The organism is Azospirillum oryzae, assembly GCF_900177515.1.
In the GTDB taxonomy this organism is placed as follows: Bacteria; Pseudomonadota; Alphaproteobacteria; order Azospirillales; family Azospirillaceae; genus Azospirillum; species Azospirillum oryzae_A.
Map to the genome: position 1 here is coordinate 417283 of NZ_FXAK01000008.1, position 18478 is coordinate 435760.

An 18478-nucleotide genomic window follows, 5' to 3' on the forward strand; every position below is an offset into this window, starting at 1 on the left:
TCACCCCAACCCTCTCCCCGGGGGGGAGAGGGGGATACGGGCGGGGGAGGGGCAGGGTGGGGGCAAGTGACGCTCGTCGGCGCCGGCCCCGGCGACCCGGACCTGCTCACCGTTGCGGCGGTGAAGGCGCTCGCCGCCGCCGAGGTCGTGCTCTACGACGCGCTGGTCGGCGACGGCATCCTTGACCTCGCCCATACTGGGGCCGAGCGCATCTGCGTCGGCAAGCGGTCCGGCCGGCATTCGCTGCCGCAGGGAGAGATCAACGCGCTGATCGCCTTCCATGCGCAACGCGGCAAGCGGGTGGTGCGGCTGAAGGGCGGCGACCCGATGGTGTTCGGCCGCGCCGGCGAGGAGATCGAGCATCTCGACAGCCTCGGCATTCCGGTTCGCGTCATCCCCGGCATCACCGCGGCGCTCGGCTGCGCCGCCTCGACCGGGCTGTCGCTGACCAAGCGCGGGGTCTCGCGCGCCGTCACCTTCGTCACCGCCCATGGCCGTGACGGCGAGCGGTTCGAGCCCGATTGGGCGCGGCTGGCCGATCCGCAGGGCACGCTGGCGATCTATATGGGGCGTGAACAGGCGCGCGCGGTCGGCCAGGGGCTGACCGGGGCCGGGCTGCCGGCCACGACGCCGGTGCTGGCGGTGGAAAACGGCTGCCGGCCCGACGAGCGGCGCTATTGGACGACGCTCGGCGAGATGGCGGAGCAGGGGGTGGCCGCCGGCAAGGGGCCGACCCTGCTGCTGGTGGGGGAGGCGCTACGCCCGCGTCAGGTTGGGGCGGCGGACGCCCTAGCCGAGACGGCGGACTCCGTTGATCTCCGCGCGTTTGGCGACCTCAGCGAGCGGTTCGATCACGACTGACATGGTGAAGACGGTGGCGTGCAGCAGGTTCGCCCCGTCCACCATCAGACCGACATGGCCGGGGAAGAAGACGATGTCGCCACGCTGGTAATCGACGCCGCGACCGTCCTCTGACAGCCACGCCCCCAGCCGCTCGTCCTTGCGCTGCATGCCGCTGCTGTGGTGGGAGACGACGCCGGCCGCCGCCATGGCGGTCAGCACCAGCCCGGAACAGTCGATGCCGAAGCTGCTGCGTCCGCCCCAGACATAGGGCGTCTCCAGAAAGCGCAGGGCGGTGGCGATGTGGTCGGCCGCCGGGGCGGCGTCCACCGGCTCCAGCCAGCCCGCGAACAGCCACAGCCCGTCGTCGGTGCCGACCCAGCCATTCTCGGCCCGGCCGTCCAGCGTCACCAGCGACCCGAAACTGAGCGTCGCCACCGGCGGCGCCCGGTGCGTCGGTCCGGGGTGCAGGTCGGCGCGCAAGGCCCGCACGCGGTGGGTGGGGGCGACCGCCTCCCGATGCGCGGTGCCGGGGGGGAGCCAGCCGACATGGCCGTCGAACGCATTCTCCGCCCGCAGCCAGCCCTCCCGCTCCTCCAGAATGCGGAAACGCTCGCCACGGATCATCTCGCTGGTCTGGGGGACGCCCTGTTGCGGCTCTTCCAGCAGGACGGCGTGCGGGGCGGTCAGTTGGCGGGTGGTCATGGGTACGGGCCGGATTTGGGGAAACCGGCTGCGACCTTAGCGCCGCCGCCGATGCTGTGCGAGCGATAAAGCATGTCCGTCATTTCAACGGAGTTTCCGTCAATCCGCCGGAAATCTCCAGCGTTACCGGCGCATTGCCCGGTTCTGCCCGGCCGTATCCGCCGACACCTTTTGTGTGCGAGCCAAATCGCCAACACAGACGGCTGAAACAGAGGAGCGGGAGACAATGGCAACGATGAAGGTTCTGGTTCTGGGTGCCGGCAAGATCGGGTCGATGATCGGCACGCTGCTGTCCGAGACCAATGATTTCGCCGTCACCATCGGCGACCGGGACGACGCGCTGCTTCACCGCGCCGAACAAGCCGGGCTGCGGGTGACGCGCGTCGATGTCGAGGATCCGGTGTCTCTGCGCGCCGCCATGGCCGGCCAGCATGCGGTCTTGAGCGCCTGCCCCTTCACCCTGACCCCGGCCATCGCCACCGCCGCCGTCGCGGCCGGCGCCCATTACCTGGACCTGACCGAGGATGTCGCCGCCACCCGCAAGGTGAAGTCGCTGGCGGAAACCGCCAACAGCGCGCTGATCCCGCAATGCGGTCTGGCGCCGGGCTTCATCTCAATCGTCGGCCATGACCTCGCCCGCCGCTTCGACGAGCTGCACAACCTGCATCTGCGCGTCGGCGCCCTGCCGCAGTATCCGACCAATGCCCTGAAGTACAATCTGACCTGGAGCACCGACGGGCTCATCAACGAATACTGCAACCCGTGCGAGGCCATCGTCGACGGCCGCCCGCACGAAGTGATGCCGCTGGAGGGTGACGAGCGCTTTGCGCTGGACGGCGTCGATTACGAGGCGTTCAACACCTCGGGCGGGCTGGGCTCCTTGTGCGAGACGCTGGCGGGCAAGGTGCGGAACCTCGATTACAAGACGGTGCGCTATCCCGGCCACCGCGACATCGTCCGCCTGCTGATCCGCGACCTGCGGCTGGGCGAGCGGCGCCACCTGCTGAAGGACGTGCTGGAGACGGCGGTGCCGCTGACCCTGCAGGACGTGGTTCTGGTGCTGGCGACCGCCACCGGCGTGCAGGAGGGTGAACTGCGGCAGGAGACCTTCGCCACCAAGATCTACAGCAAGCCCATCGCCGGCCGCACCTGGAGCGCCATCCAGGTCACCACCGCCGCCGGCATCTGCGCCGTGCTGGATCTGCTGCGCGAGGGTTCCATCCCGCAGGCGGGATTCATCCGGCAGGAGCAGGTGCCGCTGGAGGCCTTCCTGAACAACCGCTTCGGGCGGCACTACAAGGGCTAACCCCTGTCTCCCGGCGGGCTGATGATGAGCAGCGTGTCCTGGGGCTGGATGATGTAGCGGTTGCGTTCGGTGAAGGGGATATCGCGGCCGTGGCTGTGGATCTGCACCACCATGCCGCCGGTGACCTCCGCCATCGTCAGGCCGACCTCGTCCGGTTCCGCGCGCCGCTCGCTGAGCACCATCTGCCCGCCGGTCGACATCAGGTCGCACAGGAAGGGGGTGGCGTGGTGCGTCTCCACCGCGTCTGCCATCAGGTAGCCGCCGATCTTCGGCGGCGAAACCACCAGATCGGCGCCGCTGAGGTTGGCGAGCTTGATGTTCTCCTCCTGCTTGATGCTGGCGACGATCTTGGTGGCGGCGGACAGGTGGCGCACGGTCAGGACCACCAGGATGGTGGTGTCGTCGCGCCCGGTGCTGACGATCACCGCCTTGGCCCGGCCGACGCAGGCGTTGGTCAGCGTCTCCTCGCTGGTGCCGTCGCCGAGCAGGCCGATGAAGCCGCATTCGGCCGCCAGTTGAATGCGGTCCTCCGATTCGTCGATGACGACGATATGGTCGGCGGGATGGCCCTTCCCGACCGTCTCCTGCGCCGCGATGAACCCGCTGTGCCCGAAGCCGCACAGCACGATGTGCCCCTGCAACTGCTTCTGAATGCGGCTCAATCGGAATTCCTCCACGATCCTCTGCACCACCAGTTCATAGGCGGTGCCGAGAAAGATGAACCAGATGAAGATGCGGATCGGCGTGACCGCGAAGGCGTCGATCAGGCGGGCGGTGTGGCTGACCGGCACGATGTCGCCATAACCGACGGTGGTCACCGTGATCATGGCGAAATAGAGGATGTCGGGAAAGCTGATGTGGTCGTCCAGATTGTCCTTCAGCCCGTCGCGGTCAAACCAGAACACCGCGATGACCAGCGCGATCAGGACGATGACGATGCCGATGCGCACCAGCAGCGTCTTTTCCGCCGACAGGCCGGAGCGGACATGCAGCAGCCGCCCCTTCTTCAGGGACGGCTTGCCTCGTCTTCTGTCCTGTATTCGCCGCTCCACCGCGCCCTGTTTCCGCTGTTCGTCCGTTCGGGCTTCGCGCCCGATAGTCTGAACGCGCGAAACCGCGTTCGGGTCGCGGGAGTCGCGTCTTTAAAATTTGAAGACCGCCTCCATGCCGGCGAAATGGATGGTCTTGGCCGGGCCGCTGACCTTTAAGAAGGGGCCGGGGCGGAACAGCGAATAGGAGATCAGCCCCTCGAAGGAGCGGCCGGAGCTGTAGGACAGCACCAGTTCGCCCTGGGTGCCGACATAGCGCGCCCGTGACGCGGCGCCGGAGCGCAGCAGGCCGCCGTTCAGGTCGTACACGCCGTCGTCCAGGCTCTCGCGCCAATAGGCGATGGCGGAGGCGGAGAGGCTGAACTCGTCGGACAGCGCCAAATCCAGCGACGGGTGCAGGTTCATCAGGTTGAAGGGGCCGATCGGCGTCAGCTCGCCGAAGTATTTCGCGCGCGGGAACAGCGGATTGAAGGTCTCCAGCCGGTCGTCGCGGGGGTGGCCGTCGCCGCTGGCGATGTTGGCCTTGAGGCTGAGGCGCGGCTGCAGGGGCAGGTCCATGAAGCGATAGCCGCTGTCGGTGGCGAGCGACCAGGCACGGATGGACCCGCTGCCGAAGCGGCCGAACTGGCCCATCGCCTCCCAGTTCCAGTCCCAGCCGGCGGCCTTGCCGAAGCTGCGCAGGCCGATGGTGTGGCGCAACTCGCGCCCGGTGCCGGAGTCGAAGCCGGCGCGGCGGTTGCGGTAGCCGATGTAATAGGCATCCAGGCCGGCGCTGTCGGTCCAACCAAAATCGAGCGGTCGCGTGGCATAGAGCGCCCAGGCGGTGCGTTTGGCGTCGCGGCCGTCGTCGAACAGCTCCGGCGTCGGCTGGACCGGGCGGCCGAGGAAAGCGTCGATGCGCCAGCGGCCGGCGGTGACGATGCCCTTCACCGCGTCGAAGGCGCGCGGGACGTTGGCGCCGTAGCGGATGGAGATCAGCCGTTCCGAGCCATAGGCCAGCATCTGGCGGCCGACGCGCAGCGTGCCCTGGGCCTCGCCCAGCGGAGCGTTCAGGTCTGCGAAGCCCTGCATCAGGTCGATGCGGTCGGCGTCGGGCGGAGCCAGCGGATCCAGCTTGCCCGCCGTGCCGGCCATGATGAGCTGGCCGAACAGGCGAAGGCTCTGCCCGACGCGCAGGTCGGCATAGGGCAGGGCGCGCCACAGGCCATAGGTGTCGTTGCGCGGCTCGTCCTGGCCCCAACTGCTGTTGCGGATCGCCTCGCCGCGCAGGCGAAGTTCCAGGCCGGTGGAGAGCGAGGCGGTGCCGTCGCCGGTGACCGGGATGGCCTTGAACCGCTCCCAGAAGGCGCCGGAGCGGGCTTCGGGCGAGAGCAGGTAGCGGTAATCCTCGTCGAAGCGGGTGTTGGTCAACGGCGGCGGTGGATTTGTCGATTGGGCCGCATGGGCCGGACCGATCCACAGCAACAGGGCGACCGCCGCCGCGCGAAGGCGGGCCGACATGGGGCATCTCCGTGATGGCGCTGGACTGCACCGATCCTAGGGAGATGCCCGGCCGGGTGATTGCTCCTTCCGAACCGCTTTTGCCGGTTCTGCGCGTGGCTTACCCCACCGCCGCCATCGACGCCGCCTCGCCGGCGGTGCGCGTGGTGCCGTAGCGGCGGATCATCGCGGCGCAGAACTCGGCAAACTCCTCGGCCACCTGGGGCGGGCTGGTGTGGTGGGGTTCGACGCCGCGGTGTTCGGGGGTGAAGCAGAAGGTGACGGTCACCTCGAAATCGGCCAGCGCCTCCATCTGACGGTCGAACCAGTCGAGCGCATTCGGGCGGAAGCTGTCGGCCCAGGACAGGCCGGTGCGCAGGTGGCGGACGCCCAGGCGCTTCAGCCACGCCACCGCCTCGTCAAGCCGGTGATCCTCGTAATGGAACCACTGGCAGATGCCCATCTGGCCGGCATAGGGGGCGAAGGCCTCCACCGCCGGCTTCGGCGTGCCGTCGGCGCGCAGCAGGCCCATGTGGAAGTGGCGGTAGTAGGACGACCCCTCCGCCTCCTTGTGGCGGGTGGTGGCCTCCCAATGGCTGGGCAGGTCGTACAGGCTGTACCAGTGGATGCGCGGCACCTTGCCGATCAGCAGTTCGGCGGTGCGCTTGACGCCCCAGGCCTGCACCTCCTCGGCGCCGAAGGAGGAGACGCCGGCCTCGGTCACCCAGATCGGCTTGGTCGTCACGGCGCGGATCTCGTCGATCTTGTTCGGCCACTCGTGGATCTGCCAGAGGTTCCAGTCGAGCGGGAAGCCGTGGACCGCCACCACGTCCACCTCCTCCAGTACGCCGCGCTCCTCCAGCCGGCGGACGAAGGACGGGTCGATGGGCGACATGCCGCCCAGCACGCGGGTGATGGTGGAGTTCTCCGCCCGGATCGCCTGCCCGGCCAGGATTGTCATGCGGGCGAACAGATCCCATTCGGGGTCGAGGTTGGGATCCCAGTGCGACTTGTTGTTGGGCTCGTTCCAGATCTTGGCGGCTTCGATCATCCCTCGGTCCCTTTCTTCACGGCGTCTTCTTGCGGCTTGGCCGGATACACCGCCCCGGCGTCGGTCGGGCGGTCGACCCGGCGGCAGACATAGACCTCGCGTTCCGGATGTTCGGTGATGGCGAAGCCGGCGCTGCGCAGCATGGCTTCGGCGCAGGCGGCATTCGGCGCCCACCAGTTGGTCCAGTCGCGGGCGTAGTCGTGTTCGATGAAATGCAGCTTCGGATAGCCGGGATCGTCGAAGTGATCCTGTTCGAAGAAGTCGTAATCGGCGCGCACCGGCGCCACCTCGGCCGAGCCGCGCTGCATCGACTGGAAGATCATCAGATCCTTGGCGACATGGTCGTGGATCAGGTCGAGCGCCAGCAGCGGGTGGCGCAGGTGATAGAGCACGCCCATGAACAGCACGACGTCGAAGCTCTCAGCCAGCGAGGCGACGTCGTAGACCGACATCTTGTGGAACTCGATGTCCTGGCCGGTCACCTCGGCGGCGAATTTCGCCTGGGCCAGGTAGCGGTCGTCGAAGTCGATGGCGACCACCCGGTCGGCGCCGCGGCGCTTCATCTCGATGGAGTAGAAACCGCCGTTGCAGCCGATGTCGAGCACGGTGCGGCCGGTCAGGTCCTTCGGCACCGCATGCTCGAAGCGCTTCCACTTCACGTTCGGGTAGTCGTTGAGGAAATGGTTGGGCGCCGTGCGCACGCCGTTGAGGTCGATGTTGTGGAACCAGTCGCCGAGTTCTGCCACCCGTTCGCGGATCTGGTCGGCCGTCAGGCTCGTCATGCCGCACCCTCGTTGATGCTGTGGACCTTCAGCCCCCAATCGCCGGCGATCAGGACGCTGCGGGAAGCCGGGCTGATTTCGAATCGCCCGTGGAAATCGAGCGGCAGGCCCATGGCGTGGGCCAGCGCCGCCTTGATGAGGTCGCCATGGCTGACCAGCGCCAGCGTGCCGCCGGGATGGGCGCGGCGCAGCCGGTCGAGCAAGGCCGCGATCCGGATCTGCGCCTCCGGCATCGATTCGCCTGGCGACTCGCCGGGCGTGGGGCGGCCATGGCTGCGCGCCCGGTTCCACAGGTCCCAGGCGGGGTCGCCTCGCAGCTCCTCGAACCGCTTGCCGCTCCAGGCGCCGAGGTCGAGTTCGTTCAGCGCCGGCTCGATGGTCAGGGGAAGGCCCTGCCGTTCGGCGATCGGGGTGGCGGTCTCGATGGCGCGTTCCAGCGGGCTGGACAGCACGGCGGTCAGGCGTTGGGACGACAGGCTTTCGGCCAGCGAGTCGGCCTCCGTCCGGCCTTGGGCGCTCAGCGTCACGCCGGGCATCCGGCCGCACAGGACCGAGCCCAGCCGGTCGTGCGAACCGTGACGGACCAGGATGAAGACGGTTTCCATGCCGGCGCTCACATCAGGCGCGTCGGCTTGGTCTCAAGAGGTTCACCGGCGATGAAGCGCAACGTGCGTTCCCGCGCTTCATTGTCGGTGAACTGTTCGGGCGGCGACTTCATGAAGTAGCTGGACGGGCCGACCAACGGGCCGGCGATGCCGCGGTCGAGCGCCAGCTTGGCGCAGCGCACCGCGTCGATGACGATGCCGGCGGAGTTGGGGCTGTCCCACACCTCCAGCTTCAGTTCGACATTCAGCGGCACGCCGCCGAAGGTGGTGCCCTCCAGCCGGATATGTGCCCATTTGCGGTCGGTCAGCCACGGCACATGGTCGCTGGGGCCGACATGCACGTCGTCGGGATCGAGCGGCACGTCCAGTTGGCTGGTGACCGCCTGGGTCTTGGAGATCTTCTTCGACTCCAGGCGCTCGCGCTCCAGCATGTTCTTGAAATCGGTGTTGCCGCCGAAATTCAGCTGATAGGTGCGGTCCAGCCGCACGCCGCGCTCGCGGAACAGGTTGGCCAGCATGCGGTGGACGATGGTGGCGCCGACCTGGCTCTTGATGTCGTCGCCGATGATCGGCAGCCCGCGTTCGGTGAAGCGCCGCGCCCAGACGGGATTGGAGGCGATGAAGACCGGGATGCAGTTGACGAAGGCGCAGCCCGCCTCCAGCGCCTGTTCGGCGTAGAATTCGGTGGCCTGCTGCGAACCGACCGGCAGGTAGGAGACCAGGATGTCGGTGCCGGTGCGGCGCAGCGTCTCCGCCACATTCACCGGCCGCTGCTCCGATTCGGTGATGTCGCCGGCGAGGTATTTGCCGATGCCGTCCAGCGTCGGGCCACGCTCCACCTGCACGCCGAAGCGCGGCGGCTTGGCAAATCGGAAAGTATTATTGGGAGGAGCAAAAATAGCCTCTCCGACGTCGAACCCCACTTTCGATGCTGCAACATCGAAGGCTGCAGAAATCTGGATGTCTCCAACGTGATAACCGCCGAGATCGACAGTCATAAGCCCCGGAGGCGGCTCATTGGCTTTGGCGTCGGCATAATAGCATATCCCTTGTACAAAAGATGATGCACAATTTCCGACGCCAGCGATTGCTACCCGGAGCTTTTCCCCAGTCACTGAGATCTCCCATCCTTAAAGGCACGTCTCTCCACGGAGCATGGATATTTGTAAACGCGAAAATGATTCATCGGAAGATCTGTCGTTGGTAGCAAGCCTTTTGGACAAGGTGCGTAATTTTTAAAGCCGGTGTTAACGTCGACAGTGAAGCTGCTGCAGCTCCACTGAGGAGTTGTAATCTGCCTACGAAATAAAACCGCACAGGGTGCCCTGGGCAACTTGCGGGGACGAGCGGGGGGCTCGCGGTGTCGATGCCCGCTGGCCCTGCCCCTTGTTTCCGCACGTCAACGTCAAGAATCGTATCAAATTCCTCGGAGGGACTTGTGGGAGAGACCGTTCTCGTCACTGGCGGAGCCGGCTTCATCGGCCGCCACGTCGCCAAGGCCCTGCTTGCCCGCGGCGACCGCGTCCGGGTTTTGGACAGCCTGATCGAACAGGTACACCCGACGCAGCAGCGGCCCGATGAACTGGACCCCGACGTGGAACTGCTGGTCGGCGACGTGCGCGAAGAGGCGATGGTCGCCCAGGCGCTGGAAGGCGTCGATTCGGTGGTCCACCTTGCCGCCGAGGTCGGCGTTGGCCAGAGCATGTATGCGGTCGACCGCTACACCTCGGTGAACGACTACGGCACCGCCGTGCTGTTCCAGCGCCTGATCAACAAACCGGTGCGCCGCGTCGTCGTCGCGTCGTCGATGAGCATCTATGGCGAGGGGCTCTACCGCACCGCCGACGGCACGCTGATGGAGGACGTCGTCCGTGGCGCCCGCAACCCGGATGGAACCTGGGACCCGCTCGACCAGCAGGGCCGGCCGCTGGTGCCGGTGCGCACGCCGGAAAGCAAGCGCCCGGCGCTGAAGTCGGTCTATGCCATCGGCAAATATGTGCAGGAACGGCTGACCCTGACGCTGACCGCGCAATACGGGATGGAGGGCTCGGCCCTTCGCCTGTGGAACGCCTATGGTCCGGGGCAGGCGCTGTCGAACCCCTACACCGGCGTGCTGGCGATCTTCGCCTCGCGCATCGCCAACGGCCAGCGCCCGATGATCTTCGAGGACGGGCAGCAGCGCCGCGACTTCGTCCATGTCCGCGACGTCGCCCGCGCCTTCCTGCTGGCGCTGGACAATCCGGCCGCCAACGGCGAGGTGTTCAACATCGGCTCCGGCGAGGAGCGGACGGTGGAGGAGGTGGCGCTGTTGCAGGCCGCCTCGATGGGCCGGCCGGACCTGACCCCGGACATCACCGGCAAGGCACGCGCCGGCGACATCCGCCACAACATCCCCGACCTGACCAAGGCCCGCACCGTGCTGGGCTATGACCGGAAGGAGGATTTCTCCGAAGGGTTGGCCGAACTGGCGGAATGGGTCGCCCGGCAGGAGGCGCAGGACCGCGTCGCCGACGCCCGCCGCGAGCTGGAAGAGCGGGGTCTGGTGGCATGAGCGCAACCAAGAACCCGGTCCTCATCACCGGCGGCGCCGGATTCATCGGATCGAACCTTGCCGACCGGCTGGCGTCGGACGGGCATGACGTGCTGATCTTTGACGCTCTGCGTCGTCCGGGGGTGGAGCGGAACCTGCGCTGGCTGCAGGCCCGCCACCCGTCGCGCATCAGCGCCGTCACCGCCGACCTGCGCGACGAGCAGGCGCTGGCCGATGCCGCCAAGGACGCCAAGGCGGTGTTCCATCTGGCCGCCCAGGTCGCGGTGACCACCAGCATGGTCGACCCGATCGACGATTTCGAGGTGAACATCCGCGGCACCCTGTCCTTGCTGGAGGCGGTGCGCCGTCACGGCCAGCGTCAGGGCAGGCGGACGCCGGTGATCTTCGCCAGCACCAACAAGGTCTATGGCGACCTTGCCGACGTGCCCCTGGAGCTGGTGGACGACGCCTATGCGCCGGTGGATCCGGCGATCCGGGCGCATGGCGTGTCGGAGGCGCGGCCGCTCGACTTCCACACCCCCTATGGCTGTTCCAAGGGTGCTGCGGACCAGTATGTGCTGGATTACGCCCGCAGTTTCGACCTGCCGACGGCAGTGCTGCGGATGAGCTGCATCTATGGCCCGCGCCAGATGGGCACGGAGGATCAGGGCTGGGTCGCCCATTTCCTGATCCGCGCCCTGAACGGCGAGCCGATCACCATCTATGGCGACGGCCGGCAGGTGCGCGACGTGTTGTTCGCCGCCGACACGGTGCAGGCCTATGTCTCCGCCTGGGAGCGGATCGAGCAGGTGAAGGGCCGCGCCTTCAACCTCGGCGGCGGGGCGGCGAACGCTATCAGCCTGCGCCAGCTGATCGCGCATATCGAGTATCTGATGGGCCGCAAGGTGGAGGTCAGCTACGGCGACTGGCGGGCGGGCGACCAGCGCTATTACGTGTCGGACACCCGCGCGGCGCGCCATGCGCTGGGGCTGGCCGAGCCGACCGACTGGAAACGCGGCGTGGCCCTGCTCGCCGAATGGCTGCGGGCGGAGAAGAGCGGCAGGCCGGAAGCGGCTCCCACGGTGGAGGCGGCCTGATGAGGGTCGCGCTGGTCAACCCGGCCTGGAGCTTCGACCACAGCATCTATTTCGGATGCCGCGAAGCGCATCTGCCGCTGGAACTGGGATACAGCAAAGCGCTGCTGGAGCAGGGCGGGCACGAGGTGCTGATGCTCGACGGCGCGCTGGACGGGCTGTCGAACGCGGAGATGGCGGAGCGGGTCGCGGCCTTCACCGCCGACATGACCGTGCTGACCACGGCGCCGACCTACCTGTTCTGGCGCTGCGCCCAGCCGGAGCTGCGGGTGCCGAAGGAGTTCCTGGTGGCGCTGGACGGCAGGGGCGGGCGCACCGTCGCGGTCGGGCCGCACGGCTCCACCACCCCGGCGCCGAGCTTAAGCAAGCTCGGCGTCGATCTGGTGGTGCGCGGGGAGTGCGAGGAGATCGTCGCCAAACTGGCTGCCAAGCTAGCCGAAGGTGGGGCGCTGGACGAGGTGCCGTCGCTGGCCTTCCGCCGCAACGGCGATCTGGTGGTGACCGGCGGGCCGCATGCGGCGCGCTTCACCGACCTGCCGGCGCTGTCCTGGCCGGTGGAGTGGCTGCAGCGCCATCCGCACCACCACCACCGTTATGGCACCGAGCCGGTCGGGCCGGGGGCGGAGGTGGAGGCGTCGCGCGGCTGCCCCTACAACTGCAGCTTCTGCGCCAAGATCGACTTCCGCGACCAATACCGGCGGCGCGATACCGCCATCATCCTGGAGGAGATCGACGGGCTGATCGCGGCCGGCGTGCGATACGTCTACTTCATCGACGAGATCTTCCTGCCCCGGCGCGACCTGCTGGAAGCGCTGGTGGAACGGCCGATCGAGTTCGGCGTGCAAACGCGTATCGACCTGTGGAAGCCGGAGATGCTCGACCTGCTGGGGGCGGCCGGCTGTGTGTCGATCGAGGCGGGGGTGGAAAGCCTGACCGAGGAAGGCCGCGCCTCGCTCGACAAGAAATGCCGGATGAGCACCGACGATCTGGCCGACCGGCTGATCCATGCCCGGCGCAGCGTGCCCTTCGTCCAGGCCAACCTGATCGCCATGGCCGGTGACGATGCCGCGATGGTGAAGGCGTGGCGGGAGAAGCTGCTGGCCGCCGGGGTGTGGGCCAACGACCCGGTGCCGCTCTACCCCTATCCGGCCTCGCCCGACTACCGCCGCCTGTGGGGCGAGCCGGACGACCGGGCCTGGGAGCGGGCGCACGAGCATTATCTCGGCCAGTTCGAACGCCTGAGCGACATCCAGGAGGACGAGCCCTTGCCGCTGACGGAGCTGGAGGCGGCATGCTCCTGCCGCTGACGAGTGCCCAAAGAAAACAACCGCTCGCGGAACCACCCCCAGAACCGCCATATGTGCTGATGACGGCCGACAGCGTCGGCGGCGTGTGGACTTATGCGCTGGATCTGTCCCGCGATCTGGCGGGGCAGGGGACGCGGGTGACGCTGGCGGTGCTGGGGCCGTCGCCCCATCCCGATCAGGTCGCCGCCGCTGCCGCGGTGGACGGGCTGGAGCTGATAGACACCGGACAGGCGCTCGACTGGACCGCTCCCGACGAGGCCGCGGTGCGTCGCACGGCGAAGGCGCTGGGCGATCTGGCCGCAAGGCTCGGCCCCGACGTGGTGCATCTGAACAGCCCGGCGCTGGCCGCCGACGCCGGCTTCACCATGCCGGTCGTCGGCGTCTGCCATTCCTGCATGGCCAGCTGGTGGGCGGCGGTGCGCGGCGGCGAGATGCCGGAGGATTTCCGCTGGCGGACGGAGCTGCTGCGCCGTGGCTATCAGGCCTGCGACGTGCTGGTGGCGCCGAGTGCCGCCTTTGCCGAAGCGACCGCCGATCTTTATGGCGTGGCGCCGCCGGTGGTGGTGCACAACGGGCGCTATGTCCGCAAGGCGGGGCCGCGACGCGGCGCGATGGGGCGGGAGCGCTTCGTCTTCACCGCCGGCCGGCTGTGGGACTCGGGCAAGAACGTGGAACTGCTGGACGCGGCGGCCAAGCTGCTGGACGTGCCGGTCTTCGCCGCAGGGCCGCTGGAAAGCCCGACCGGGCACCGGGTGGGGCTGACGACGGCGAAGGCGCTGGGACGGCTGGACGGCGCGTCGGTGGCCGGATGGATGGCGCGGGCGCCGGTCTTCGCCTCGCTTCCACTCTACGAGCCGTTCGGGCTGACGGTGCTGGAGGCGGCGCAGGCCGGCTGCGCGCTGGTGCTGTCGGACATCGCCAGCTTCCGCGAGTTATGGGACGGTGCCGCCATCTTCGCCGATCCGGGCGATGCCAAGGCGCTGGCCGGGACGCTGCGCCGGCTGCTCGACGACCCGCTGGAGGCCCGCCGGCTCGGCACCGCCGCCCGCCGCCGCGCCGCCCGCTATGACATGGACCGTCTCACCGCCGGGATGCTCGACGTCTACAGGTCGGTCACGCACCCGGTGCGTTCGGAGGTGATCGCGTGAGGATCGTCTATTTCACCCATTCGCTGGCCTCCTGCTGGAACCATGGCAACGCCCATTTCCTGCGCGGGGTGCTGCGCGACCTGATCGCCCGCGGCCATGACGTGCAGGTGCTGGAGCCGGAAGGCGCCTGGAGCCTGCAGAACCTGCTGGCCGACCATGGCGAGGCCGGGCTGGAGGCCTATCGCACGCTCTATCCGGAGCTGACGTCGCGGACGATGGCGAAAGGCTTCGATGTGGATGCGGCCTGCGACGGCGCCGATCTGGTGATCGTCCATGAATGGAACGATCCGGCGCTGGTCGCGGCGGTCGGGGAGGCGCGCAGGCGCGGCGGGCGCTTCACCCTGCTGTTCCACGACACCCACCACCGCGCGGTCAGCGAACCGGAGGCGATCAACGCCTTCGACCTGTCCGGCTATGACGGCGTGCTGGCCTTCGGCGAGACGCTGGCGGCGGTCTATCGCCGATGGGGTTGGGAAGGCCGCGTCTTCGTCTGGCACGAAGCCGCCGATACGCGCCTGTTCCATCCGCCGGTGGAGGAGACCCCGCGTGAAGGCGCGGTGTGGATCGGCAATTGGGGCGACGGCGAGCGGACGGAGGAGCTTGAGCGCTTCCTCTTTGCGCCGGCCAAGGACGCCGGGCTGCCGCTGGACATCTACGGCGTGCGCTATCCGGCAGCCGCGCTGGCGACGCTGAAGCGCTACGGCATCGCCTACAAGGGCTGGCTGCCGAACGCGCGGGCGCCGGAGATCTTCGCCCGCCACCGCGTCACCGTCCATGTGCCGCGCCGCTTCTATGTCGATCTGCTGCCGGGCATCCCGACCATCCGCGTGTTCGAGGCGCTGGCCTGCGGCATCCCGCTGGTCAGTGCGCCGTGGAGCGATTCGGAAGGGCTGTTCCGCCCCGGCCGCGATTTCCTGTTCGCCCGCAACGGTGCGGAGATGGCCCACCATCTGCGCGCCGTCGATCATGACGGGGGGCTGCGCGCCGAACTGGTGCGCAACGGGCTGGAGACGATCCGCGCCCGCCACACCTGCGCCCACCGCGTCGATGAGCTGCTGTCCATCGTCGGCAGCCTGCGCGGCAATGAAAAAGAACCGGTCCTTGAGGAGTCCGCCCGATGAAGATGGCCTTTTACGGGTCCAGCCTGCTGTCCTCCTATTGGAACGGCGCCGCCACCTATTACCGCGGCATGTTGAGCGAACTGGCCAAGCATGGCTGGGACATCACCTTTTACGAGCCGGACGCCTTCGACCGCCAGAAACACCGCGACATCGAGCCGCCGGACTACGCCAGGGTCGTCGTCTATGACGCCACGCCCGAGGCCTGCCGCGTGGTGATCGCCGAAGCGGTGAAGGCCGACGTGGTGGTGAAGGCGAATGGCGTCGGCGTCTTCGACGACGAACTGCTGGACGGCGTGATGGATGCCGCCAACCCGCAGGCCCTGCGCATCTATTGGGACGTGGACGCCCCGGCGACTCTGGCGGAGCTGCGGCAGGCGCCCGACCATGTGCTGCGCCGCCGCCTGCCGGAGTTGGACTTTGTGCTGACCTATGGCGGCGGGCCGCCGGTGGTCTCGGCCTACGAGGCGATGGGGGCGCCGGTCTGTCGGCCGGTCTACAACGCGCTGGACCCGTCGACCCATCATCCGGTGCCGCCGCAGGACCGCTTCCGGGCCGACCTGAACTTCCTCGGCAACCGGCTGCCCGACCGTGAGGCGCGGGTGGAGCGCTTCTTCCTGGAGCCGGCGGCGCGCAATCCGGATGCCCGCTACATCATCGGCGGCAGCGGATGGGAGACCAAGGGCCTGCCGGGCAACGTCACCCACATCGGCCATGTCGGCACCGCCGACCACAACGCCTTCAACACCTCGGCCAAGGCGGTGCTGAACATCGCCCGCGACAGCATGGCGGAGGTCGGCTTCTCCCCCGCCACCCGCGTGTTCGAGGCGGCCGGGGCCGGCGCCTGCCTGATCACCGACGCCTGGGAGGGGGTGGAGCTGTTCCTGGCCCCGGACGAGGAGGTGCTGGTCGCCCGCGACGGGCAGGACGTGACCGAGCATCTGCGGGCGCTGACGCCGGAACGCTCCCGCGCCATCGGCGAGGCGGCACGGCGCCGCATCCTGGCCGGCCACACCTATGCCCGTCGGGCGGTCGAGGTGGACCAGCTGTTGCGCGGCGCGCTGGCCACCCGCCGGGAACGGAGCGCGGCATGAAGCTGGTCGTCCTCGGCCTCAGCCTGTCCTCCTCCTGGGGCAACGGGCATGCCACCACCTTCCGCGCGCTGCTGAAATCCTTCGCCGCGCGCGGGCACGAGATCCTGTTCCTGGAGCGCGACGTTCCCTGGTACGCCAGCAACCGCGACCTGCCGAATCCGGGCTGGTGTGAACTGGCCTTCTACAGCGACCTTGAGGATCTGAAGCGCTTCACCGCGGCGGTTGCAGGGGCGGATGCGGTGCTTGTGGGATCCTACGTGCCGGAAGGCGTGGCGGTCGGGCGCTGGGCGCAGGAGACGGCGCGGGGTGTCGTCGCCTTCTACGACATCGACACGCCGGTGACCCTGGCGAAGCTGGAGCGCGGCGATTACGAGTATCTCGCGCCGGAGGTCATCCCCGGCTACGATGTTTATTTCTCCTTCACCGGCGGGCCGACGCTCGATCGGCTGATGGAGCAGTACGGCTCGCCGGCCGCGCGGGCGCTCTATTGCTCGGTGGATGCGGAGGCCTATGCGCCGTTGCCGGTACCCAAGCGCTGGGACCTCAGCTATCTCGGCACCTATAGCATCGACCGCCAGCCGACGCTGGACCGCCTGCTGCTGGAGCCGGCCCGCCGGGCGCCGGAGCTGCGCTTCGTGGTGGCCGGGCCGCAATATCCGGACGACATCGTCTGGCCGGCGAATGTGGAGCGGCTGCACCATGTGCCGCCGGCCGACCATCCGGCCTTCTACGCCGCGAGCCGCTTCACGTTGAACGTGACGCGCGAGGACATGATCCGCGCCGGCTACAGCCCCAGCGTCCGCCTGTTCGAAGCGGCGGCCTGCGCCACGCCGATCATCTCCGATATCTGGGACGGCATCGACACGCTGCTGGAGCCGGGGCGGGAGATCATCCTGGCCGAGACGGCCGACGAGGTGCTGGAGGTGCTGCGCCGCCCGGCCGCGGAGGGCGAGATCGGCGAGCAGGCGCGGCGGCGGATCCTGGCCGCACACACCGCGGCGCACCGAGCCGAAACGCTGGAATGCGAACTGGTCGCGGCGATGGAGCGCGGGCTTGCCCCCACGCGAGCGGCGATTCGTGAGGTGTGAAGAATCGGAAACGCCCAGCCTGGATGGCGGTGTCGAGATGATGGACGTTCGGGAACTTGCGGTGTGCGTCAGAACGGCTTGAAGAACGGATCGTCGCCCTCGGACGCGAAATCGACGACGGGCTTCGGGAAGCACTTCAGGTGCTCCGGCTCGAATGGGAGCTGCGGCAGATGCTGCGTCACGATGGCGGCCACGGTGTGGGCCTGCTCCACGTCGCGGGCACGCTTCACCGGATCGCGCCCGTCGTCCTTCGTCCCCAGCCAGAGCTTGTAGAGGGCGAAGGCACGGGGGTCGGGGCAAGCCATCGGCACGGGCTGGCCGTCCTCGCCGACGGCGGTCGCCTCGAACTTTGGCGCGTTGGCGACCCACTTCATGTTCGCGATCGACGAGGCCAGCAGGTCGCCCTCGCCGAACCCTTCCCGCTCGTCCCGCCAGGGCGGGTTCGCCGCGGCCTTGATGAGATCGACGTAGTAGCCGTCGCGGTTGACGGCCCGGAATGACGCCTCGTCCGCCTTTTTGAAGCTGCGGTCAACCGAGCGCAGGACGTCGATGACGCTGGCGGGTTCCTCGCCGGTCACCGTCAGCCGTAGCCTCGCCCGCGCCTCCATCAGGATACCGAGGTCGCCGGTCGCCAGCAGGTCCGTCCGCACGAAAACCCCGGCCGCCGCCTCGTAGGCGTAGATCGCGTTGGTCCCGGCGATGTAGACGTTGTGCCCGAGCAGCCCTTCGCGATCGAGCCGCCGGAGGATCTTCGAGGCGATGGTCGGGACGCGGCCGAGATCGACCGCCCGGTTCAGCCGGGCCTGCTCGGACAGCCTCCGCGACAGCGAGTCCAACCGCTCCTTGGCCTCCTCCTTCCCCGTGCGGAACTCCTGGTAAATCCGCTCCGTCTCGGGCGAGCGCGGCCCGAGGCTCCGCATCTTGCGGACCCTGGTGCCGGGATCGTCGAACACCTTCACCAGGTAATCCGATCCCTTCTCCTCCTTCCAAGACAGGCTGCCCGCGTACCCGGCCCGGCGTCGCCATGCGGCCTGCCATGCATCCCACAGCTGCCGCGTGTCAACGAGCATGCGGCGCTGGTTCGCGGTCATCGGGAGCAGATCGGACATCTCGTCCCCTTGTTTCTACGGGAAAGCGCGTCTCTTTATATTTCCGTAGAAACCAATGACTTTCAATGCCCTATGCGGTTTTCTACAGAATAGAAGCGCTGTCTGGTATTTCGTAGAAACCGTTCTGGATCAACTACTTGGCAGGGGGTTCGCGATGGGGAGCATGGGAGGTC

The 18478-nt window shown here is 68.2% G+C and carries 17 protein-coding genes; 9 read left to right on the forward strand and 8 right to left on the reverse strand.

The genetic code is table 11. The features are described 5' to 3' along the window. The first annotated feature begins 66 nt into the window (after positions 1–66). On the forward strand, positions 67–861 hold the full coding sequence (gene cobA / locus B9N97_RS27880; RefSeq protein ID WP_085091070.1) for a uroporphyrinogen-III C-methyltransferase: 795 nt from the start codon (positions 67–69) through the stop codon (positions 859–861). Here the strand turns inward: cobA and B9N97_RS27885 are convergent. Continuing rightward, entirely contained in the window at positions 790–1545 is a 756-nt protein-coding gene (locus tag B9N97_RS27885; RefSeq protein ID WP_085091071.1) for a C40 family peptidase, read from the reverse strand. The two genes, cobA and B9N97_RS27885, sit on opposite strands and share 72 nt — an antisense overlap. Positions 1546–1771: 226 nt before the next feature. Here B9N97_RS27885 and B9N97_RS27890 point away from each other — a divergent pair, with 226 nt between their 5' ends. After that, the gene (locus tag B9N97_RS27890; RefSeq protein WP_085091072.1) at positions 1772–2851 is read left to right on the forward strand and encodes a saccharopine dehydrogenase family protein; all 1080 of its coding nucleotides are present in this window, start codon (positions 1772–1774) and stop codon (positions 2849–2851) included. Here the strand turns inward: B9N97_RS27890 and B9N97_RS27895 are convergent. The 6 genes from B9N97_RS27895 to B9N97_RS27920 all read right to left on the reverse strand — a co-directional run bounded on the left by B9N97_RS27895 (position 2848) and on the right by B9N97_RS27920 (position 8740). Continuing rightward, the gene (locus B9N97_RS27895; RefSeq protein WP_085091073.1) at positions 2848–3903 is read right to left on the reverse strand and encodes a potassium channel family protein; all 1056 of its coding nucleotides are present in this window, start codon (positions 3901–3903) and stop codon (positions 2848–2850) included. The two genes, B9N97_RS27890 and B9N97_RS27895, sit on opposite strands and share 4 nt — an antisense overlap. A 90-nt stretch (positions 3904–3993) precedes the next feature. Further along, the gene (locus tag B9N97_RS27900; RefSeq protein ID WP_085091074.1) at positions 3994–5400 is read right to left on the reverse strand and encodes an alginate export family protein; all 1407 of its coding nucleotides are present in this window, start codon (positions 5398–5400) and stop codon (positions 3994–3996) included. 100 nt (positions 5401–5500) lie between these two features. Continuing rightward, the gene (locus tag B9N97_RS27905) at positions 5501–6430 is read right to left on the reverse strand and encodes a beta-xylosidase (protein WP_085091075.1); all 930 of its coding nucleotides are present in this window, start codon (positions 6428–6430) and stop codon (positions 5501–5503) included. Beyond that, positions 6427–7212, reverse strand: a complete 786-nt coding sequence (locus B9N97_RS27910; RefSeq protein WP_085091076.1) for a TIGR04290 family methyltransferase — start codon at positions 7210–7212, stop codon at positions 6427–6429. Before B9N97_RS27910 ends, B9N97_RS27905 begins: the two co-directional genes overlap by 4 nt. Then, positions 7209–7817 (reverse strand): histidine phosphatase family protein, encoded by a 609-nt coding sequence (locus B9N97_RS27915; protein ID WP_085091077.1) that lies wholly within the window; start codon positions 7815–7817, stop codon positions 7209–7211. Before B9N97_RS27915 ends, B9N97_RS27910 begins: the two co-directional genes overlap by 4 nt. Positions 7818–7825: 8 nt before the next feature. Next, entirely contained in the window at positions 7826–8740 is a 915-nt protein-coding gene (locus B9N97_RS27920; protein ID WP_432264211.1) for an inositol-3-phosphate synthase, read from the reverse strand. Positions 8741–9255: 515 nt separating this feature from the next. On the opposite strand from B9N97_RS27920, the gene B9N97_RS27925 reads away from it, so the two are divergent. From B9N97_RS27925 to B9N97_RS27955, 7 genes are read left to right on the forward strand one after another with little or no spacing between them, the layout of a single operon-like run. Beyond that, positions 9256–10368, forward strand: coding sequence for an NAD-dependent epimerase/dehydratase family protein (locus B9N97_RS27925; RefSeq protein WP_208621277.1), 1113 nt, complete (start codon positions 9256–9258; stop codon positions 10366–10368). Further along, positions 10365–11444 (forward strand): SDR family NAD(P)-dependent oxidoreductase, encoded by a 1080-nt coding sequence (locus tag B9N97_RS27930; protein WP_085091080.1) that lies wholly within the window; start codon positions 10365–10367, stop codon positions 11442–11444. Before B9N97_RS27925 ends, B9N97_RS27930 begins: the two co-directional genes overlap by 4 nt. Beyond that, on the forward strand, positions 11444–12748 hold the full coding sequence (locus B9N97_RS27935; RefSeq protein ID WP_085091081.1) for a TIGR04295 family B12-binding domain-containing radical SAM protein: 1305 nt from the start codon (positions 11444–11446) through the stop codon (positions 12746–12748). The genes B9N97_RS27930 and B9N97_RS27935 overlap by 1 nt, the downstream gene beginning before the upstream one ends. A gap of 59 nt (positions 12749–12807) precedes the next feature. After that, positions 12808–13896: a glycosyltransferase family 4 protein gene (locus B9N97_RS27940; protein ID WP_167393401.1), complete on the forward strand. Its 1089-nt coding sequence runs from the start codon at positions 12808–12810 to the stop codon at positions 13894–13896. Then, a complete protein-coding gene (locus B9N97_RS27945; protein ID WP_085091083.1) occupies positions 13893–15017 on the forward strand; it encodes a CgeB family protein in 1125 nt (374 codons plus the stop codon). Before B9N97_RS27940 ends, B9N97_RS27945 begins: the two co-directional genes overlap by 4 nt. Further along, the gene (locus B9N97_RS27950) at positions 15014–16108 is read left to right on the forward strand and encodes a CgeB family protein (RefSeq protein ID WP_085091084.1); all 1095 of its coding nucleotides are present in this window, start codon (positions 15014–15016) and stop codon (positions 16106–16108) included. The genes B9N97_RS27945 and B9N97_RS27950 overlap by 4 nt, the downstream gene beginning before the upstream one ends. Beyond that, on the forward strand, positions 16105–17196 hold the full coding sequence (locus B9N97_RS27955) for a CgeB family protein (RefSeq protein WP_085091085.1): 1092 nt from the start codon (positions 16105–16107) through the stop codon (positions 17194–17196). Before B9N97_RS27950 ends, B9N97_RS27955 begins: the two co-directional genes overlap by 4 nt. 68 nt (positions 17197–17264) lie before the next feature. Here B9N97_RS27955 and B9N97_RS27960 read toward each other — a convergent pair whose 3' ends face one another. Then, a complete protein-coding gene (locus tag B9N97_RS27960) occupies positions 17265–18305 on the reverse strand; it encodes a GSU2403 family nucleotidyltransferase fold protein (RefSeq protein WP_085091086.1) in 1041 nt (346 codons plus the stop codon). Between the last annotated feature and the right edge of the window lie 173 nt (positions 18306–18478).